The organism is Duganella sp. GW821-FHT07G03, assembly GCF_059418605.1.
Genome location: NZ_JBWKQE010000037.1, coordinates 1 through 17446, shown reverse-complemented (window position 1 = coordinate 17446; position 17446 = coordinate 1). Strand labels below are relative to the sequence as shown.

21 protein-coding genes are annotated in these 17446 nt (G+C 63.2%); 14 read left to right on the top strand and 7 right to left on the bottom strand.

Features of this window, described 5'->3' with window-relative positions; translation table 11 throughout:
* Window positions 1-35 precede the first annotated feature (35 nt).
* Window positions 36-812, top strand: coding sequence for a glycine-rich domain-containing protein (locus AC07OK_RS29540; RefSeq protein ID WP_494693618.1), 777 nt, complete (start codon window positions 36-38; stop codon window positions 810-812).
* Window positions 813-908: 96 nt separating this feature from the next.
* On the top strand, window positions 909-1100 hold the full coding sequence (locus AC07OK_RS29535) for a hypothetical protein (RefSeq protein WP_494693617.1): 192 nt from the start codon (window positions 909-911) through the stop codon (window positions 1098-1100).
* Window positions 1101-1171: 71 nt separating this feature from the next.
* Here the strand turns inward: AC07OK_RS29535 and AC07OK_RS29530 are convergent, their stop codons facing one another.
* Together AC07OK_RS29530 and AC07OK_RS29525 are read right to left on the bottom strand one after the other, a co-directional pair.
* Window positions 1172-1411, bottom strand: a complete 240-nt coding sequence (locus AC07OK_RS29530; RefSeq protein ID WP_008445950.1) for a hypothetical protein — start codon at window positions 1409-1411, stop codon at window positions 1172-1174.
* A 259-nt stretch (window positions 1412-1670) separates the two neighbouring features.
* Window positions 1671-1916, bottom strand: a complete 246-nt coding sequence (locus AC07OK_RS29525; protein WP_492928096.1) for a hypothetical protein — start codon at window positions 1914-1916, stop codon at window positions 1671-1673.
* A 164-nt stretch (window positions 1917-2080) separates the two neighbouring features.
* Between AC07OK_RS29525 and AC07OK_RS29520 the strand changes: the two genes are divergently transcribed.
* Window positions 2081-2344 carry a hypothetical protein gene (locus AC07OK_RS29520; RefSeq protein WP_020705386.1) on the top strand — a complete coding sequence of 88 codons (264 nt, stop codon included), beginning with the start codon at window positions 2081-2083 and terminating at the stop codon, window positions 2342-2344.
* On the opposite strand, the gene AC07OK_RS29515 is transcribed toward AC07OK_RS29520, so the two are convergent.
* Entirely contained in the window at window positions 2345-3223 is an 879-nt protein-coding gene (locus tag AC07OK_RS29515) for an SDR family oxidoreductase (protein WP_494693616.1), read from the bottom strand. It lies immediately after the preceding gene.
* Between the two features lie 11 nt (window positions 3224-3234).
* Here AC07OK_RS29515 and AC07OK_RS29510 point away from each other — a divergent pair, with 11 nt between their 5' ends.
* From AC07OK_RS29510 to AC07OK_RS29495, 4 genes are all read left to right on the top strand, one after another.
* Window positions 3235-4263, top strand: coding sequence for a CDP-6-deoxy-delta-3,4-glucoseen reductase (locus AC07OK_RS29510; RefSeq protein ID WP_494693615.1), 1029 nt, complete (start codon window positions 3235-3237; stop codon window positions 4261-4263).
* Window positions 4264-4329: 66 nt separating this feature from the next.
* The gene (locus AC07OK_RS29505; protein ID WP_494693614.1) at window positions 4330-5559 is read left to right on the top strand and encodes an MFS transporter; all 1230 of its coding nucleotides are present in this window, start codon (window positions 4330-4332) and stop codon (window positions 5557-5559) included.
* On the top strand, window positions 5559-6224 hold the full coding sequence (locus tag AC07OK_RS29500; RefSeq protein ID WP_494693613.1) for a DUF1345 domain-containing protein: 666 nt from the start codon (window positions 5559-5561) through the stop codon (window positions 6222-6224). The genes AC07OK_RS29505 and AC07OK_RS29500 overlap by 1 nt, the downstream gene beginning before the upstream one ends.
* Before the next feature lie 82 nt (window positions 6225-6306).
* A complete protein-coding gene (locus AC07OK_RS29495; protein WP_494693612.1) occupies window positions 6307-6678 on the top strand; it encodes an HPF/RaiA family ribosome-associated protein in 372 nt (123 codons plus the stop codon).
* Between the two features lie 17 nt (window positions 6679-6695).
* On the opposite strand, the gene AC07OK_RS29490 is transcribed toward AC07OK_RS29495, so the two are convergent.
* Entirely contained in the window at window positions 6696-7475 is a 780-nt protein-coding gene (locus AC07OK_RS29490; protein ID WP_494693611.1) for a helical backbone metal receptor, read from the bottom strand.
* A 141-nt stretch (window positions 7476-7616) separates the two neighbouring features.
* Between AC07OK_RS29490 and AC07OK_RS29485 the strand changes: the two genes are divergently transcribed.
* Window positions 7617-8612, top strand: a complete 996-nt coding sequence (locus AC07OK_RS29485; RefSeq protein ID WP_494693610.1) for a GGDEF domain-containing protein — start codon at window positions 7617-7619, stop codon at window positions 8610-8612.
* Here the strand turns inward: AC07OK_RS29485 and AC07OK_RS29480 are convergent.
* Window positions 8590-9171 (bottom strand): DUF5610 domain-containing protein, encoded by a 582-nt coding sequence (locus AC07OK_RS29480; RefSeq protein ID WP_494693609.1) that lies wholly within the window; start codon window positions 9169-9171, stop codon window positions 8590-8592. The two genes, AC07OK_RS29485 and AC07OK_RS29480, sit on opposite strands and share 23 nt — an antisense overlap.
* 73 nt (window positions 9172-9244) lie before the next feature.
* On the opposite strand from AC07OK_RS29480, the gene sbcB reads away from it, so the two are divergent.
* On the top strand, window positions 9245-10687 hold the full coding sequence (gene sbcB, locus AC07OK_RS29475) for an exodeoxyribonuclease I (protein ID WP_494693608.1): 1443 nt from the start codon (window positions 9245-9247) through the stop codon (window positions 10685-10687).
* A gap of 6 nt (window positions 10688-10693) precedes the next feature.
* Here sbcB and pyrF read toward each other — a convergent pair whose 3' ends face one another.
* Window positions 10694-11515 (bottom strand): orotidine-5'-phosphate decarboxylase, encoded by an 822-nt coding sequence (gene pyrF, locus AC07OK_RS29470; RefSeq protein ID WP_494693607.1) that lies wholly within the window; start codon window positions 11513-11515, stop codon window positions 10694-10696.
* A 96-nt stretch (window positions 11516-11611) separates the two neighbouring features.
* Here pyrF and AC07OK_RS29465 point away from each other — a divergent pair, with 96 nt between their 5' ends.
* The 3 genes from AC07OK_RS29465 to AC07OK_RS29455 all read left to right on the top strand — a co-directional run bounded on the left by AC07OK_RS29465 (window position 11612) and on the right by AC07OK_RS29455 (window position 13833).
* A complete protein-coding gene (locus AC07OK_RS29465) occupies window positions 11612-12373 on the top strand; it encodes an SDR family NAD(P)-dependent oxidoreductase (RefSeq protein WP_494693606.1) in 762 nt (253 codons plus the stop codon).
* A 289-nt stretch (window positions 12374-12662) separates the two neighbouring features.
* Window positions 12663-13055 (top strand): VanZ family protein, encoded by a 393-nt coding sequence (locus tag AC07OK_RS29460; RefSeq protein ID WP_494693605.1) that lies wholly within the window; start codon window positions 12663-12665, stop codon window positions 13053-13055.
* Window positions 13056-13422: 367 nt separating this feature from the next.
* Window positions 13423-13833, top strand: coding sequence for a hypothetical protein (locus AC07OK_RS29455; RefSeq protein WP_494693604.1), 411 nt, complete (start codon window positions 13423-13425; stop codon window positions 13831-13833).
* 17 nt (window positions 13834-13850) lie between these two features.
* Here the strand turns inward: AC07OK_RS29455 and AC07OK_RS29450 are convergent, their stop codons facing one another.
* On the bottom strand, window positions 13851-14762 hold the full coding sequence (locus AC07OK_RS29450) for a TraB/GumN family protein (protein WP_494693603.1): 912 nt from the start codon (window positions 14760-14762) through the stop codon (window positions 13851-13853).
* Window positions 14763-15048: 286 nt separating this feature from the next.
* Between AC07OK_RS29450 and AC07OK_RS29445 the strand changes: the two genes are divergently transcribed.
* Entirely contained in the window at window positions 15049-16056 is a 1008-nt protein-coding gene (locus tag AC07OK_RS29445) for an LLM class flavin-dependent oxidoreductase (protein ID WP_494693602.1), read from the top strand.
* Window positions 16057-16168: 112 nt separating this feature from the next.
* On the top strand, window positions 16169-17308 hold the full coding sequence (locus AC07OK_RS29440; RefSeq protein WP_494693636.1) for an MFS transporter: 1140 nt from the start codon (window positions 16169-16171) through the stop codon (window positions 17306-17308).
* The last annotated feature ends 138 nt before the right edge of the window (window positions 17309-17446 follow it).

Below are 17446 nucleotides of genomic sequence, written 5' to 3'. Positions count from 1 at the left end.
TTTTCAACCCGCCTCATCAACGCAAAGGAAATGCCATGAACGTCATCAATGCCCTGGACCTGGAACCGATCAAAGTCAAATTGATGCACAGGGAGTCTGGCGAGGGCTGGTCGCTGGAACGCGCCAACGCCATCGAAACCGAATATCGCCGTTTCCTGTTCCTGATGAAGCAGTTCCCGAATGAGCAGACCGCGCCGCTGGTCGACGTCGACACCTTCTGGCATTACCACATCCTGGACACGATGAAATACGCCGTCGACTGCGACGCCGTGTTCGGCCATTTCCTGCACCACTTCCCGTACATCGGCCTGCGTGGCGAGGACGACCTGATGGCGCACGAGCGTCTCGGCCATCGCATGCAGGAATTGTATGAGGCCACTTTCGGCGAGTCCTACCTGCGCGGCGCCGCGCATCAGGATGTGGCCTACTCGGCCGCGCCTGGCGCAACCGCTTATTCGGCTGCGCCGGGCATGACGGCCTACTCGGCCGCCCCTGGCGTTGCCGCCAAAACCGCCTACTCGGCCGCCCCTGGCGTCGCCGCCAAGACCGCGTATTCGGCCGCTCCTGGCGTCGCCGCCAAGACCGCGTATTCGGCTGCTCCTGGCGTTGCCGCCAAGACCGCGTACTCGGCCGCCCCAGGCGTGAGTGCCAACACCGCCTACTCGGCCGCTCCAGGCGTGACTGCCTACTCGGCTGCGCCAGGCAAAATGGTGGAAGGCTTGCAAACGGCGGTCGACGCCGGCGCGATCATCGAGCAGGCCCGCGTCGCCAGCTTCTACAGCGACCGCCCGCGCCTGACGCCGTCGGCCTGAGCACTGGCGTGTGCGCCGCACACGGCAACACGAACAGGCGGGCTGCTCAAATAAGTGGCATACTCTGGGGATATTTATGGATGATGGGAGTTCATCATGGCTGTCAATACCGTAGCGTCCAGTACTGCCGCCGTACCAGCAACGCCGCCCCGCCAGCCTGAGCCGGTGAAAGCGGCGGACAAACCCGCCGAACGCGTCACGCCGCCGGCGCCGCCGCAAGTGGCAGCCGCGCCGACCGTCAACACCAGTGGCCAGCGCATCGGCACCACCATCAGCACGTCGGCCTGAGCACCAGGCCGCATAAGACAACGGCGCGTGACCGAGAGGTCCGCGCCGTTTTCTTTACGACTGGCCCGTCATCAGGCCGCCATCAATTCGCGCAGTTCGCGAATGCTGAAATCGCTGATCTCGTGCATGCGGATCAGGATGGTCGCGCCGATAGGCAGCGTGTTGTGACGGATCTTGCTGATGACCGGTGGCGCTACTTCCAGCGCGCGCGACAGGGCTGCATCGTTTTTCAGTTGCAACTTCTCGATGATGGCATCCAGGACGCGATTTGGGTTGTAGGTCGGCGATGCGGTGATTTCTTTGATAGACATAATGTTTTTTAAGTAGGTTCTGGCCGTCTTAGTCAAAAAACGACACATGGGTAAAAAAAATTTTTAGCTCTATTACCAATGAAGCACTACAAAACACAGTCATTAATGCCGGTTTTTAGTGCTTAGCCGAGATAATACACGTTTACGTTAACGAACGGCTAACTCATCAGACATTTCTGTGAGATTTAGAGAGATTTTACCCCTATTTCTTGTGCTAGGAAGATATTTGTTGCGAGAAAAGGTATAAATATTGGTAAAGTCAGTTGGATCGGCTGAGACCGGCGGCACGAAAACACCATTCAACCGCCATCAAAGCGGCCAGTTGGGCGATAGAGCCTGGGAAGAGAAGTGTGGAAGAACCGAGGAAGTCGATGTCGTGCGAGTTGTAGTACCAGCCCAGCTGGCGACGGATCTCATCCGGCGTAGGCGGAGGACGGCGGTCGCACTCACGCTGGTGCATATAGGCGCGAACCTGCTCCTTGCTGGGATGGGAAGTGGCTGTCATACCCATGGCTCCTTCGTGAGATGGCTAACAATATCGTATCATGTGCAGACTTGATTGATATAGCTCATACAAATTGCGTTGCCATTTTGGCACAAACCCCACGGAAACGACTTGCACTAGTGTAATTTCCGCCCCGTCTTTACTTGTTTTTACAACATACTCCCATGACCTACGAAGAATTCCTCGACGAAGTAACGACGCTGCTCCACGAAATCTATGACCTCGACGACGCCGCCGCCATCAAGCTGGTGGTCGACGCCCAGGACGCCGAATATTTCGTGGCCCACGATAACGATCCCGAACTGCGCACGCCGGAACAGGCCCGCAAGGACGCCGTCGCCCTGCACGAAGCCAAGCAAAACAAGGTGCAGACCCAGAAAAAGCAGCAACAGCGCGTGCAGCAGAAGAAGCGCCCGCCGCGCGCCTGATCAGCCCTTCAACATCTGCGCCACGGTGGCGTAGCGCAGCCGCACGCCCAGTTCACGCTTGATGCGGCCGTTGCTCAGCCGCCGCGATTCCGACATAAACGACAGCAAGGCCGGCGTCACCACTTTCTGCAGCTCGGCGCGCACCAGGCGCGGCGGGCGCGGCAGCTGGAAGGCGTCCGCCACCGCATCGAAATACTCCGCCATCTTCATATCGCTATCGTCCACCGCGTGATACACCCGGTTGGGCAAGGCGCGGAACAGTGCGCGCGCGATGATGGCGGCCAGGTCGTCGGCATGGATGTGGTTGGTGTACACGTCCTCCGCCTCCACCAGCGCCGGCGTACCGGCCTGCAAACGCTTCAACGGCAGGCGGTCGGCGGCATAAATTCCCGGCACCCGCAGGATGGACAGTTGCGCGCCGGCGCGCCGCGCCCAGCGCCGCAACACCTGCTCCGCGTCCACCCGGCGCAAGGCGCGCGCGTTGCGCGGCGCCACCGGACGGCTCTCGTCAAACAACGCTCCGCCGCAATCACCGTAGACGCCGGTGGTGCTGACATAAACCAGACGGGCGTGCTCAGGTAAAATGGCGGTCAGATTACGCGTGTGGCGGTCCTGCGCGCCCTCGGCGGGCGGCGGCGCCAGGTGCACGACATGGTTCGCCAGGCCGGCCAGGCGCCGCAAAGTGGCAGGCTGGTCCAGGTCGACCACCAGCGGCACGGCGCCCAGCGCGCGCAATGCGGCGCGGCGCGACGGCTGGCTGGTGGTGGCGAACACGCGAAAATACGGACGCAACAGCGGCACCAGCCGCATGCCCACGTCGCCGCAGCCCACGATCAACAGGCGCGGCAGCTTGAATTTTTGAATAGTAAGTTTTTTCATTGAAGGATTGTATGACGTTTCAAATCACTGTACAGCCCAGCGGCCATCAATTCAGCTGCGAGCAAGACGAAACCGTGCTGGCCGCGGCCATGCGCGCCGGCGTCGGCCTGCCCTACGGCTGCAAGAATGGCGCGTGCAGTTCCTGCAAAGGCAAAGTCATTTCCGGTGCGGTCACGCACAAGGCCCACCAGGAGCGCGCGCTGACCAAGGACGAGGAAGCGGCCGGTTACTCGCTGTTCTGCTGCGCCACCGCGCAAGGCGACCTGGTGATCGAAGCGCGCGAAGTGGCCGGCAGCGACGACTACCCGATCCGCAAGATGCCGTCGCGCGTGGCGACGCTGGAGAAACTGGCGAGTGACGTGATCGTTATGACCCTGCAACTGCCGGCCAACGAGACGCTGAAATTCCGCGCCGGCCAGTACATCGAATTCATGCTGCGCGACGGCAAGCGCCGCAGCTACAGCCTGGCCTCGCCGCCGGACCAGGATCAGCCGCTGAGCCTGCACATCCGCCACATGCCGGGCGGCCTGTTCACCGACCAGGTGTTCAGCACCCTGAAGGAACGCGACATCCTGCGCTTCGAAGGCCCGATGGGCACCTTCTTCGTGCGCGAGGACAGCGACAAGCCGATGGTGCTGCTGGCCTCCGGCACCGGCTTCGCGCCGATCAAGGCCATCATCGAGCACCTGCGCGCGCAGGATTCGCAACGTGCCATGACCCTGTACTGGGGCGGCCGCCGCCCGCAGGACCTGTACATGGACGCGCTGTGCCGCCAGTGGGAAGCGATCCTGCCGAACTTCAGCTACGTGCCGGTGATCTCGGCCGCGCAGCCGGAAGACCACTGGAACGGCCGCACCGGCTTCGTGCACGCCGCCGTCATGGCCGACCTGCCCGACCTGTCCGGCCACCAGGTGTATGCCTGCGGCGCGCCGATCATGGTCGATTCCGCCAAGCGCGATTTCGTCGCGCAATGCCGTTTGCCGGAGGATGAATTCTACGCTGATGCCTTCACCACCGAAGCCGACATCAACCAGCCCTAAGCATCCATCTCCACCGGGAGCAGACAGGGATGCGGAGTCCCAAGGCTCTGCTCCCTGAAAGCTCAAATGACCAGTTCCAGCAACGGCTTCCGCGTCCTGCGCCACCGTAACTTCGCCCTCTACCTGTCCTCCCGCACCCTCGCCACCCTGGCGGTCCAGATGCAAAACGTCGCCATCGGCTGGCAAGTCTATGCGCTGACCCACAACCTGTTCGACCTCGGCCTGATCGGCCTGGCGCAGTTCGCGCCCTTCCTGCTGCTGATCCTGTTCGCCGGCCACGCCGCCGACCGCTACGACCGCCGCACCCTGATCGCGCTGACGCTGGGCGCGCAGCTGCTGTGCGGGCTGATGCTGCTGGGCTTCACCGTCGCCGGACTCGGCGCCGTCTGGCCGGTGTTTGCCGTGCTGGTGCTGTTCGGCAGCGCGCGCGCCTTCATGGGGCCGGCCACGCAAGCCATCCTGGTCAACCTGGTGCCGGCCGAGAGCCTCAGCCAGGCCGTCGCGCTGAGCTCGTCGAGCTTCCACCTCGCCGTCATCCTCGGCCCGACGCTGGGCGGCCTGTTCTACCTGGCCGGGCCGAAAACGGTTTATATGATTTCCTCGGCGCTGCTGGTGGCCGCGGTGGTGATGATGTCGCTGGTCAAATCCGTCAAGCAGCCCAGCAACCGCGAGCCGGCCACCTGGCACACGGTGCTGGAAGGCTTGCGCTTCGTCTGGTCCAAGCCGGTGGTGCTGGGCGCGATTTCGCTCGACCTGTTCGCCGTGCTGTTCGGCGGCGCCACCGCGCTGCTGCCGGCGCTGGCGCACGACGTGCTGCAGGTCGGCCCGACCGGCCTGGGCCTGCTGCGCACCGCGCCCGGCGCCGGCGCCGCCCTGTGCTCGATCACGCTGACCTTCTTCCCGATCACGCGCCGGGTCGGCCTGTGGATGCTGGGCGGCGTCGGCGTGTTCGGCGTCTGCACGCTGGTGCTGGGCGCCACCTCCAGCTTCATCATCGCGCTGGCGGCCCTGTTCCTGATGGGCGCCGGCGACATGATCAGCGTCTACGTGCGGCACCTGCTGGTGCAGTTCGAAACGCCGGACGCCATACGCGGCCGCGTCAGCGCCGTGAATTCGGTCTTCATCGGCGCCTCGAACGAGCTGGGCGAATTTGAATCCGGCCTGACCGCCGGCTGGATGGGCTTGACGCGCGCGGTGCTGTTCGGCGGCGCCGCCACCTTGGCCGTGACCGGCGCCTGGGCCGTGCTATTCCCGGTCCTGTCGCGCATGGACCGCTTTCCACACGAGGATAAATAATGACTTTACGCATACGCCTGCCGGGCATCATCCACAGCCGCCCTCACCTGAGCCTGGCGGTGACGCTGGGCGCACTGGCCGCCCCGCTGCTGCCGCACGCCTGGCCGCTGCTGTCGCGCCTGCTGACGGCGTGGAATATCACGGTCTGGTCCTACCTGCTATCGATGGGCTGGATGATGGTGCGCGCCGACCAGCACGATATTCACCGCGCCGCCTGCCGCCAGGATGAAAAAGGGCCGGTGATCCTCGCCACGCTGTCGCTGGTCATCATGGTCAGCCTGGTGGCCATCATCTCGCAGCTGTCCACGCTGAAGGACCTGCCGCCGGCCGACATGGCCTACCACTACGGCTTCGTGGTGCTGACCCTGACCGGCTCATGGTTCATGATCGGCACCATGTTCTGCTCGCACTACGCGCATCTGTACTACATCAAGAACGAGGGCGAGAAGCCGCTGCAATTCCCCGACCAGGAATTGACGCCGAACTACTGGGACTTCCTGTATTTTTCGTTCACCATCTCGATGGCGGTGCAGACCTCGGACGTGGCCGTGCGCGGCCGCGCCATGCGTCAGGTGGTGCTGGGGCAGTCGGTGCTGTGCTTCTTCTACAACCTGGCCATCCTGGGGCTGTCGATCAACATTGCCGCTTCGCTCATCAATGCTTAATGAGAACTCATCAATGCTTAATGAGAACCTAAGAAGAAAAGGAGTAATATTGAATTGCAGTTCAACAAACAGGAGCAAGCGTATGCAAATCAATATCAATGCCGACAAAACCATCGACCGCCACGCCGGTCTGGATGAACATGTACATACGGTCGTGAGCAATGCCCTCCACCGCTTCGGCGAGCAGATCACCCGCGTCGAAGTCCACCTGAGCGACAACCTGGTGCAGAAATCGGCCGACGGCGACAACCGCTGCCTGATGGAAGCCCGCGTCACCGGGTATCAACCGATCGCCGTCAGCGATCACGCCGCCACGCTGCACCAGGCCATCGGCGGTTCGGCGGACAAACTCAAACGCGCCATCGACAGCGCCCTGGGCCGCCTGCATGACAAAGACAAGCGTCACGCCAACGGCGCCGTGGCGGACCAAGCCGAAGCAGACGACACCGAATAAGATTGACATGGGCGGAGCTAGCGCTGTGCTAGCTCCCGCAAATATCCCAGTCCTTGCAGCGACCTGCTGCCATACCAGGACATCATCTCCCCATCGACCAGCAACACCGGCTTGCCGATCTGCTTTTCCAGCGCATCCGCATGGACTTCCGTGAAGCGATACGGTTCGCTCGACAGCAGCACCCCGTCCACTTGCGCGATCAGTTCCGACGACCATTCGAAGCGCGGATACCGCGCCTCGCCCAGCGCCGGCACGCGCCAGCCGATTTCCTCCAGCATGCGGGCGATATAGGTGTCGCGCGAGACCGTCATCCACGGGTCTTGCCAGATGCAGTACAACATCGTCTGCGGCCGGCCCGGCGGCATGGCGCGCAGCAGCGCATATTCCGCCTCGAACGCCGCGCACCAGTCGGCCGCCGCCTGCTCGCGGCAGAACACCCCGCCCATCAGGCGCGCCAACGCCAGGTTGTCGCGCGGGCGCAGCGGATGGGTGACCACGATGTTCGGTATGAATTCCGCCAACAGCTCGACGGTCGGCTTTTCGTTCTCGTCGATATTGACCACCAGGTGGGTCGGCGCCAGCTTGCGGATTTTTTCGATATTCACATCCTTGGTGCCGCCGATCTTGGGGATGGCCTGCACCACCGCGGCCGGATGGATGCAGAAGCCGGTGCGCCCCACCAGCTGCCCGGCCAGTCCCAGCTCGCACAGCAGCTCGGTAATCGACGGCACCAGCGAGACGATGCGCGCGTGCGGATCGGCCTGATGCGGGGTGCCGATCGCGTCGGTATATTCCATGTTGTCATCCAGTGTGGGCAATGCGACATTGAAGCATCTGCGGATACAACGTGCAACAACTGCGGGACGAAATTTACACGCGATGCCAGGCAGTTCAGCTATGATTACCGTGCTTGCCCATCAGCATCCTGAAAGACCATTTTGAAACAAATCAGCACATTCGGCGCCTCCCGCTACCAGATCAGCGACTTGCAACTGCTGCGCAACGCCGACGACGACACCGCCATCGCCAAACTGCTGGCGCCCTGCCCCGTGATGCAACTGGACGCCGGGCAGGCGGTCACCGATTCCAGCCGCGCCCGCCTCTACATCGTGCTGCGCGGCGCGCTCTCGGTCGCCACCGACACCCGCACCGGCATGGCCGACGGCACCGTCAGCAAGATACTGCCGGGCGAAAGCGTGGGCGAACAATCGGTGTTGGACGAGGAAGCCAACCTGTCGAGCATCACCGCGCTGGAGCAGAGCGAAGTACTGGTGATCGAGGCCGACATCGTCTGGAAGCTGATCGACGAATCGAATGTGCTGGCGCGTAACCTGCTGCGGCTGCTGTCCTTCCGCATCCGCGCCGCCAACGCGCAGCTGCGCCGGCGCCAGAAGCTGGGCGAGTTCTACCGCCAGCTGTCGATGATCGACGGCCTGACGGGACTGTACAACCGCGCCTGGCTCAACGACCTGCTGCCGACCATGATCGCCACCGCGCAAGGCTCGCACGCGCCGCTGGCGCTGATCATGATCGACCTCGACCACTTCAAGCAATTCAACGACAGCCACGGCCACCTGGCCGGCGACCAGGCCTTGCGCACGGCCGCGCACGTGCTCAGCAGCGCGCTGCGGCCGACCGATTTCGCGGTGCGCTACGGTGGCGAGGAAATGATGGTGTTGTTGCCGGACACCAGCGACAAGGTGGCGGTGGCGGTGGCCGAGCGCCTGTGCGAACGCATGCAGCAGGCGGTGGTGTTTGCCGACATGCGCATGGCGCTGCCGCAGATCACGGCCTCGTTCGGCGTGGCGACGCTGCAGGCGGGCCAGGACGACCATGCGCTGATCGCCGCCGCCGACGGCGCGCTCTACCGCGCCAAGGACCAGGGCCGCAACCGCGTGGTCCATCACGAAGCTACTGGCCTGGTCCAGCCTTGACCGGGGCCGCGCCGCTGTCGGCCGGCTGCGCCTGGTGCGCGGCGGCGAAGTCGGCATACCCCTTCTGCACCAACTCGTAAGTCTTGTCGATATTGCCGGCCACATCGCCATTCAGCACCTTCAGCCCGTCCAGCACGCCGCGCGCCTCCTTGAAGCCCTGGTCCACGCCCTTTTTCAGCGTATCCATGAACTTGTTGAGCACGGCGTCGCCCTCCTCGCCGGGGTGCTGCTGCTGGAAGGCTTCGTAAAACGCCGTCGACAGCGATACAATGCGGCTCGCGGTGCCTTCCGGCGTATTATCCTGCGACACGGCGTTCTGGATGGCGTTGTCGCCGAAATCGTCCTTGAGCGCCTCGTTGATGCCGGTCAGCGCCGTTTTCAGCACCACCGACAAGGGATCGTTGGAAGAATTCAACGATACCGTCAAGGAAGCTTGTACGATAGACACGTTGAGCTGCGCCTTGGCCTTGGCCAGGACGTTCACCTTACTATCGTCCTTGGCCTGGACCGGTGTCGCGGCTGTTGTACTGCCGGATGTTGCAGAGACGGGAGTGGCCATGATGTGGCTCCTGTTGGAATATCTTTAATTATCGGCAGACTTACGAATAACTGTAGCCCCCTTGACCGCAACCATGACCACACAGACCTTTCTCTGGCACGACTACGAAACCTTTGGCGCCCAGGCGCGCCGCGACCGCCCGGCGCAATTCGCCGCGATCCGCACCGACGCCGACCTGAACGAGATCGGCGATCCCATCATGTTGTATTGCAAGCCGGCCAACGATTTCCTGCCGGACCCGCAATCCTGCCTGATCACCGGCATCACGCCGCAGCAATGCCTGGAATGGGGCGTGCCCGAGCATAAGTTCGCCGCCACCATCGAGCAAGCCTTCTCCAAGCCGGGCACCATCGGCGTCGGCTACAACACCATCCGCTTCGACGACGAGATCACCCGCTTCATGTTCTGGCGTAACCTGATCGATCCGTACGCGCGCGAATGGCAGAACCAGTGCGGCCGCTGGGACTTGCTGGACGTGGTGCGCATGACCTACGCGCTGCGTCCGGAAGGCATAGCATGGCCCTTGCGCGAGGACGGCAAGCCGAGCTTCAAGCTGGAGCACCTGGCCAAGGCCAACGGCCTGCTGCACGAGGCGGCGCACGATGCGCTGTCCGACGTGCGCGCCACCATCGCGCTGGCGCGTCTGATCAAGCAGAAGCAACCGAAGCTGTTCGACTTCTGCCTGGCGCTGCACAAGAAAGACCGCGTGGCCGACGAGATCGGCATGCACCTGGCGCCGCAGCTGCGCGCGCCGTTCCTGCACGTGTCGGGCATGTTCCCGGCCGAGCGCGGCTGCATCGCGCTGGTGTGGCCGCTGGCCACGCACCCGACCAACAAGAACGAAGTGATCGTCTGGGATTGCACCTACGATCCGACCGAGCTGTTCACGCTGGATGCCGACACCATCCGCACCCGCATCTTCAGCCGCGCCGACGCGCTGCCGGAAGGCGTGACGCGCCTGCCGGTCAAGAGCATCCACCTGAACAAATCGCCGATGCTGGTGTCCAACCTGAAGACGCTGTCGCCGGCGATGGCGGCCAAGTGGGGCATCGACCTGGAGCAAGGCAAGGCCAACGCCGCGCTGGCCGCGGCCGGCCGCAACATGGATGTGGAATGGGAGCAGGTGTTCCACCGTCCGGCCGGCGCCGAACTGGATGTGGACGAGGATCTGTACAACGGCTTCGTCGGCAAGGACGACCGCCGCATGCTCGATACGCTGCGCAAGGAAACGCCGGCCAGGCTGGCCACGTCATCGCCGTCGTTCAGCGATCCGCGCCTGCTGGAACTGCTGTTCCGCTACCGCGCGCGCAACTTCCCCGAGACTTTGTCCGAAGGCGAAATGGAGCATTGGGAACAGCACCGCGCGGCGCGCTTCTACGAAGGCGCCGGCGGCGCGCGCAGCATCGACCAGTTCTTCGGCGAGATCGACCATCTGCAACAGGATGCCGATGAGCGTGCCGAACACATACTGGCCGAGCTGTACGAGTACGTGGAGCTGATCGCCCCAGCGCACTAAACTGAATTATGCGCGATGCAGGTTGATGGCGTCGCGCGTCTCCAGCGCCACGCGGCGCGCGGCGGCCGCGAAGTCTTCATTGGCCTTGGCCGCCGCGTACAAAATCGCGCGCGACGAGTTGATCATCATGCCGGTGCCGTTGTAGGTACGGCCCGACTTGACGGTCGCCTCGATATCGCCGCCCTGCGCGCCGATGCCCGGCACCAGCAGCGGCATGTCGCCGACGATGGCCCGTACCTGCGCCAGTTCTTCCGGGAAGGTGGCGCCCACCACCAGCGCGCATTGGCCGTTGGTGTTCCACTTGTCGGCCACCAGGCGCGCCACGTGCTGGTACAGCGGCTTGCCGTCGACGTTCAGGAACTGCAAGTCCGAACCGCCGGCGTTGGAGGTACGGCACAGGATGATGACGCCGCGCTCGCTCCACTCCATGTAGGGCTCCACCGAGTCCGAGCCCATGTAGGGATTGACGGTCACCGCGTCGGCGCCGTAGCGGTCGAACGCCTCGCGCGCGTACTGGCGCGCAGTGGCGCCGATGTCGCCGCGCTTGGCGTCCAGGATCACCGGGATGTGCGGATAGTTGTCGCGCACGTAGTGGCAGATCTTCTCCAGCTGGTCTTCCGCGCTCAGCGCCGCGAAGTAGGCGATCTGCGGCTTGAACGAGCACGCCAGGTCGGCGGTCGCGTCGATGATCTCGCGGCAGAAGTGGTAGATGCCTTGCGGGTCGTTGTGGAACTGGGCCGGCAGCTTGGCCATGTCCGGATCCAGGCCCACGCACAGCAGGGAGTCGTTGGCCGCCCAGGCGGCAGATAATTTGTTGATGAAAGTCACGACGCACCCTTCGAATTTGTTGCAAACCCTCTATTGTAACGCCCCCCGCAGCCGCCTGTTAAAATTTGACCCTCACTCCTTAGAAAGCGAATTCCTATGAAACTCACGAACAAAGTCGCTATTGTGACCGGCGCCACCCAAGGCATAGGCTTGGCTTGCGCGCAGCGCCTGGTGGCCGAAGGCGCCAAGGTCATGCTGGTCGACATCAAGCCGGAAGGCGCTTCCGCCGCCGCCACGCTGGGCGAACAGGCGCGCTTCTTCGCCGCCGACGTCAGCCAGAAATGCGACGTCGACGCGCTGGTGGCCGCCACCCTGGCCGCATTCGGCCGCATCGACATCCTGATCAACAACGCCGGCGTCACCCACGCCGCCGATTTCCTCGACCTGACCGAGGACGATTTCGACCGCGTGCTGCGCATCAACCTCAAATCCATGTTCCTGTGCGGCCAGGCGGTGGCACGCGAGATGGCCAAGCAACACAGCGGCTGCATCATCAACATGTCCAGCGTGAACGCCGAACTGGCGATTCCGAACCAGGTGCCGTACGTGGTGTCCAAGGGCGCGATCAACCAGCTGACCAAGGTCATGTCGCTCAACCTGGTCACGCACGGCATCCGCGTCAACGGCATCGGCCCCGGCACCATCCTGACCGAACTGGCCAAGCAAGCCGTGATGGCCAGCCCGGAAGCGCGCCACACCATCCTGTCGCGCACGCCGATGGGCCGCTGCGGCGAACCGGAGGAAGTGGCCTCGATCGCCGCCTTCCTGGCCAGCGACGACGCCAGCTACATGACCGGCCAGACGCTGTATGTGGACGGCGGCCGGCTGGCGCTGAACTACACGGTGCCGGTGAAATAAAGAGATATACGCATGGTTGATGTCTGGTATCTGAAACATCAATTAGACACATATCTTTCGTACCCCCATAATTACACCTGTCTCCACTATTCTCCTCCAAGAAAATAGTTTTAAGCCCGCTTTCACCAGCGGGCTTTTTTTTTGCTTGCTGTCATTACAGCGTCATATTCACTTCCTATACTGGACACATCTTCAGTACATGCAACCGATAGGCATGACGGAAGAAAGGTGCACCGGGCTTCCGGTGCACCACTCCCCCTTTTCTGCGCTGCATGGTATTGTCCGGGTCATGATCAAGCTACTTCTTCTGACCGATTCCCATGCCCGACTACGTTACTGGACTGCCATCGTCCTGTATCTGCTGATCCTGATACTCGGCTCGCTGCCCGGCGCCCGCCAGGACATCGGCCAGGTGGCCTCGGGACTGCTGCTGCATTCGGTCGCCTACGCCGGGCTGACCTTCCTGATTTTCACCGGTGGCACCGGCAGCTTGCGGCTACGCGCCGGCAAGGCCGTGCTGACCATCGCCCTGATGGGCGCACTCGACGAAGTCGTGCAAAGTTTCTTCCCCTACCGTCATGGTGCCGTGTCCGACTGGCTGGTCGACTGCAACGCCGCCGTGCTGACGGCGTTCTTCATGTGGGTCCTGTGGACCCGCTATCGCATCCAGCCGTCAAACTGATACTGCCGGCGCGTTCTCCAGGCGCGCCCATCGCCAGCCCCACGTCCAAACGCATCTGCTGCAATTGCTCCGCCTTGGCCACGCGTACCAGTTCGTGCAATGAATGCGTTAATAAATGCCGGCTGCGAGGGTCCGGCGCATTGCCACAAGTTGAATTAATTAAATCTTCGATAATAGTATCTGTCACGCGTGTCAACATATCGATATCCTTTAAAGTGATACCCAACAATTATTGCGTGTGAGTAGCAACGTTCGATTGATGTATATCAACCGCGACAGAATGTCGAGGAACAAAACCGAGCAAACGACCTCTGAATCAAAAGGCTGGCCATTTTGATGATTCGACCGAGGGGAGAATGAAATGAATATGACAAGAAATTCTATCGTCGCGCTATTTATTCTGACGCTGGCGGCTTGCGCCTCAGAACGCAGCAGCGAACCCAGCGCGAGCAGCAGCACCAGCAGCTATCCGTCCGATGGCGGCAGTCCCGGCACAACTAGCAGCACCACCGGCACCATGACCAACAGCAACCCCAGCGCCCAAGCGTCCTACGGCGTGGTGCAGGCCATCGACCAGATGCAGCGCCAGGACGTGGGCGTGGGCACGGCGGGCGCGGCGGCGGCCGGCGGCAGCGTTGGCTTGCCGACCGACAAGGTCTACCGGGTCAGCGTGCGCATGGACGACGGCAGCAGCCAGATGGTGGTGGTCGACTCCATGCCCAGCTACAAGATCGGCGACCGCGTACGCTACAGCAACGGCGCCTTGACCAGCTACTAGTGGACTGTAACAGTTCGCTAGTACAGCTGCTCGACCTGGTAGCCGCGCTTCCTGAGCAGCTGCGGCAAGCCGTCGTCGCCCACCAGGTGCAGCAGGCCGACGCCGACAAAGGCAGTTGGCTCCTGCTGCATGATGCGCTCGATATTGTTGGCCATTTCCGGATTACGCTTGCCCAGCAGGACGCGGTTCATGAAGCCGGCGGAGATCGTGTCGCCGCTGGTGGCGGACCGCCACGCCGCTCGGATGGCGGGCGCGTCGGCGGCGTTCCAGGCGTCGATCAGCGCGGTGGACTTCTTCAGCGAAGCGCCGTCGGCCAGGTCGGCCAGGTGCTCCAGCAGATACTGCTCTTGCTGGCGTTCATCCAGCGTATCGAACAGACTCAGCTGATAATCGGCGCTTTCCAGCTCGCGCACCGCCTTGTCCTGGCTCTTGGCGGCCGCCAGCAGCGCGTACTCGACCGCCTGGCTGCGCTGGAAGCCATGCACCTCCATCTCGGCGCCAACCAGCAGATTGGCGATCAGCCAGGGCTTGTACAGTTGCACCGATTGCAGCGAGATGCCGGCCCGCGCCAGCGCCTCCACCGTCAGGCGCAGCGTCGCCGGCGACAGGTGCCGCTGCACCGTGTCGCCCTCCGGATAGCGGCCATGGCGCGCCAGCGCCAGCTGGAACGGCGCATCCTGGCGGATATCGAGCTCGATCACCAGCGCCTTGGAGTCCAGCAGCGCGCGCGACACCAGCGGGTCCAGCGGGTAAAAACCGTCCCTGCCGACATGGATGGTGCCGAACAAATAGCTGGTCTTGCCATCGTGCGTGACCCGGTACAACTGGCCCCGGTGCGCGGCCGAAACCGGCTCGCTCAAGCCGGCGGCAAACACCGCCTGGCAGCAGGCCAGCAATATCGTAATGAGAATGGCAATCTTCTTCGGCATGAGTTTCCCCCCGCGATAGCGGGCATGCCATCGAAAGAATGAAATGTAATATGGGAGTAGTAAGGCGATGCGCGTTACTGTTTCCTATGGTAAATCAGGAAAATGCGCGGCGAGATATTTTTTTAAAACTTGCGGCCAAACTTCAGCGAAATAAACACACTAAATATCAAGTTTTTAATAAAAATACTGTTTAAATGATTAGATATTATTGATTTATTACGCCTAATACCCACACCGAATCCACGGGTTTCATTGATTATTGACCAAGCGGCCGGATATAGCCCTCATGATTCCATTTTCCATCCTCGACCTTTCGCCGATCGCCGAGGGCAGCACGCCCTCCGCATCGTTCCGCAACACGCTGGACCTGGCGCAGCACGGTGAGCGCTGGGGCTACCAGCGCTACTGGCTGGCCGAGCACCACGGCATGCCCGGCATCGCCAGCGCCGCCACCGCCGTGGTGATGGCCCATGTGGCCGGCGGCACCTCGACCATCCGGGTCGGCGCCGGCGGCATCATGTTGCCCAACCACGCGCCGCTGGTGATCGCCGAGCAGTTCGGCACGCTGGAGGCGCTGTTCCCCGGCCGCATCGACCTCGGCTTGGGCCGCGCGCCCGGCTCCGACCAGACCACCGCGCGCGCCCTGCGCCGCAACCTCGACAGCGATGCCGACGCCTTCCCGCAGGATGTACTCGAATTACAAGATTACATGTCCGACACGCCGCGCCAGCGCGTGCTGGCCGTGCCCGGCAAAGGCGCCAAGGTGCCGCTGTGGATTTTGGGTTCCAGCACCTTCGGCGCGCAGCTGGCCGCACACATGGGACTGCCGTTCGCCTTCGCCTCGCATTTCGCGCCGCAGATGATGATGCAGGCGATCGCCCTCTACCGCGGCAACTTCCAGCCGTCGGCGCAGTTGGCCAGGCCGCACGTCATGCTCGGCTTCAACGTGTTCGCCGCCGACAGCGACGAGGAAGCGCACTACCGCGCCACGTCGATGCAGCAAGCCTTCGTCAACCTGCGCAGCGGCCGCCCGGCTCGCCTGCCGCCGCCGCAGGCCGGCTATCTGCAGGCGCTGGGGCCGCAGGAACGGGCGCTGCTCGATTCCGTGCTGTCCTGCTCGGCCATCGGCGCGCCGGACACGGTGCGCCGCCAGTTGCAGGAATTCATCGCCCGCACCGGCGCCGACGAGCTGATGATCACCTCGCAGATCTTCGACCACGCGCAGCGCCTGCGCTCCTATGAAATCACGGCCGAAGTGCGGCAGGGGCTGGCGCTGGCCGCAGCGGGGCTGTAGGCAAAACGACTCGCGCTCAGCAGCAATTTGTGATCGCCGGTAAAATTGCGACCTGCAAATTGAAGGAGCACCCGTGAGCCAGTCCCACGCCCAGCAAGACATTTCCCCAGGCATGGTCTGGCTGTTCGCCACCGCGACCGGACTCATCGTCGCCAACCTGTACTACGCGCAAACGCTGATCGGCCCGATCAGCCGCGCCACCGGACTCGATCCCGGCGCGGCCGGCCTGATCGTCACGCTGACGCAGATCGGCTACTGCCTCGGCCTGCTGTTCATCGTGCCGCTGGGCGACCTGCTGGAAAACCGCCGCCTGATCTTCATCGCCCTGCTGACCACGGCCGCCGCCCTGCTGGCGGCCTCGTTCACGCGCAGCGCGCCCCTGTTCCTGCTGGCGGCCTTCTGCATCGGACTCGGTTCGGTGGCGGCGCAGATCGTGGTGCCGTTCGCCGCCCACATGGCGCGGCCGGAAAAGCGCGGCCAGACCGTGGGCAAAGTGATGAGCGGCCTGCTAATGGGCATCATGCTGGCGCGGCCGGTCTCCAGCCTGGTGGCGGACGCGCTGAGCTGGCACGCCATCTTCGTCATCTCGGCTGTCGGCACCACGGCGCTGGCCTTCCTGCTGCGCGCGCGGCTGCCGCAGCGCCATCCGGGTTCCGGCCTGCACTACTTCGCCTTGCTGGGCTCGATGTGGCAGCTGCTCAAGAGCACGCCCATCCTGCGCCGCCGCGCCGCCTACCAGGCGTGCATGTTCGGCGCCTTCAGCCTGTTCTGGACTTGCGTGTCGCTGGAATTGACCGGCCCGCGCTTCGAGCTGAGCCAGACCGGCGTCGCCATCTTCGCGCTGGTGGGCGTGGCGGGCGCGATCGCCTCGCCGATCGCCGGCCGCCGCGCCGACCAGGGCAAGAGCCGCTCGACCACCGCCGTCGCCCTGAGCTTGGGCGCGCTGGCCTTCGCCCTGCCGCTGCTGATCCATTCCAGCCGCGTGGTCGACCTGGGCGTGCTGGTGCTGACCTCGATCGTGCTGGACATGGGCGTCTCGGCCAACCTGGTGACGGGACAGCGGGCCATCTTCGCGCTGCCGGCGGAGATCCGCAGCCGCCTGAACGGCCTCTACATGGCCTTGTTCTTCATGGGCGGCGCGCTGGGCTCATCGCTGGGTGGCTGGATGTTTGCCGCGCACGGCTGGACCGGCGTACTGTGGGCCGGCCTCGCCTTCCCCCTGACCGCCCTGTGCGTGTTCGCCACCGAATAAAATCGGGGTCAAGTCTGACATTCGGACACGACCTCTGCCGTAGCAGTGTCTACGGCAGAGGTCGTGTCCGAATGTCAGACTTGACCCTGAACCTTCCCCTCAAATTTCTTGTAAACATTTGAGGAAGCTGTTAACTTT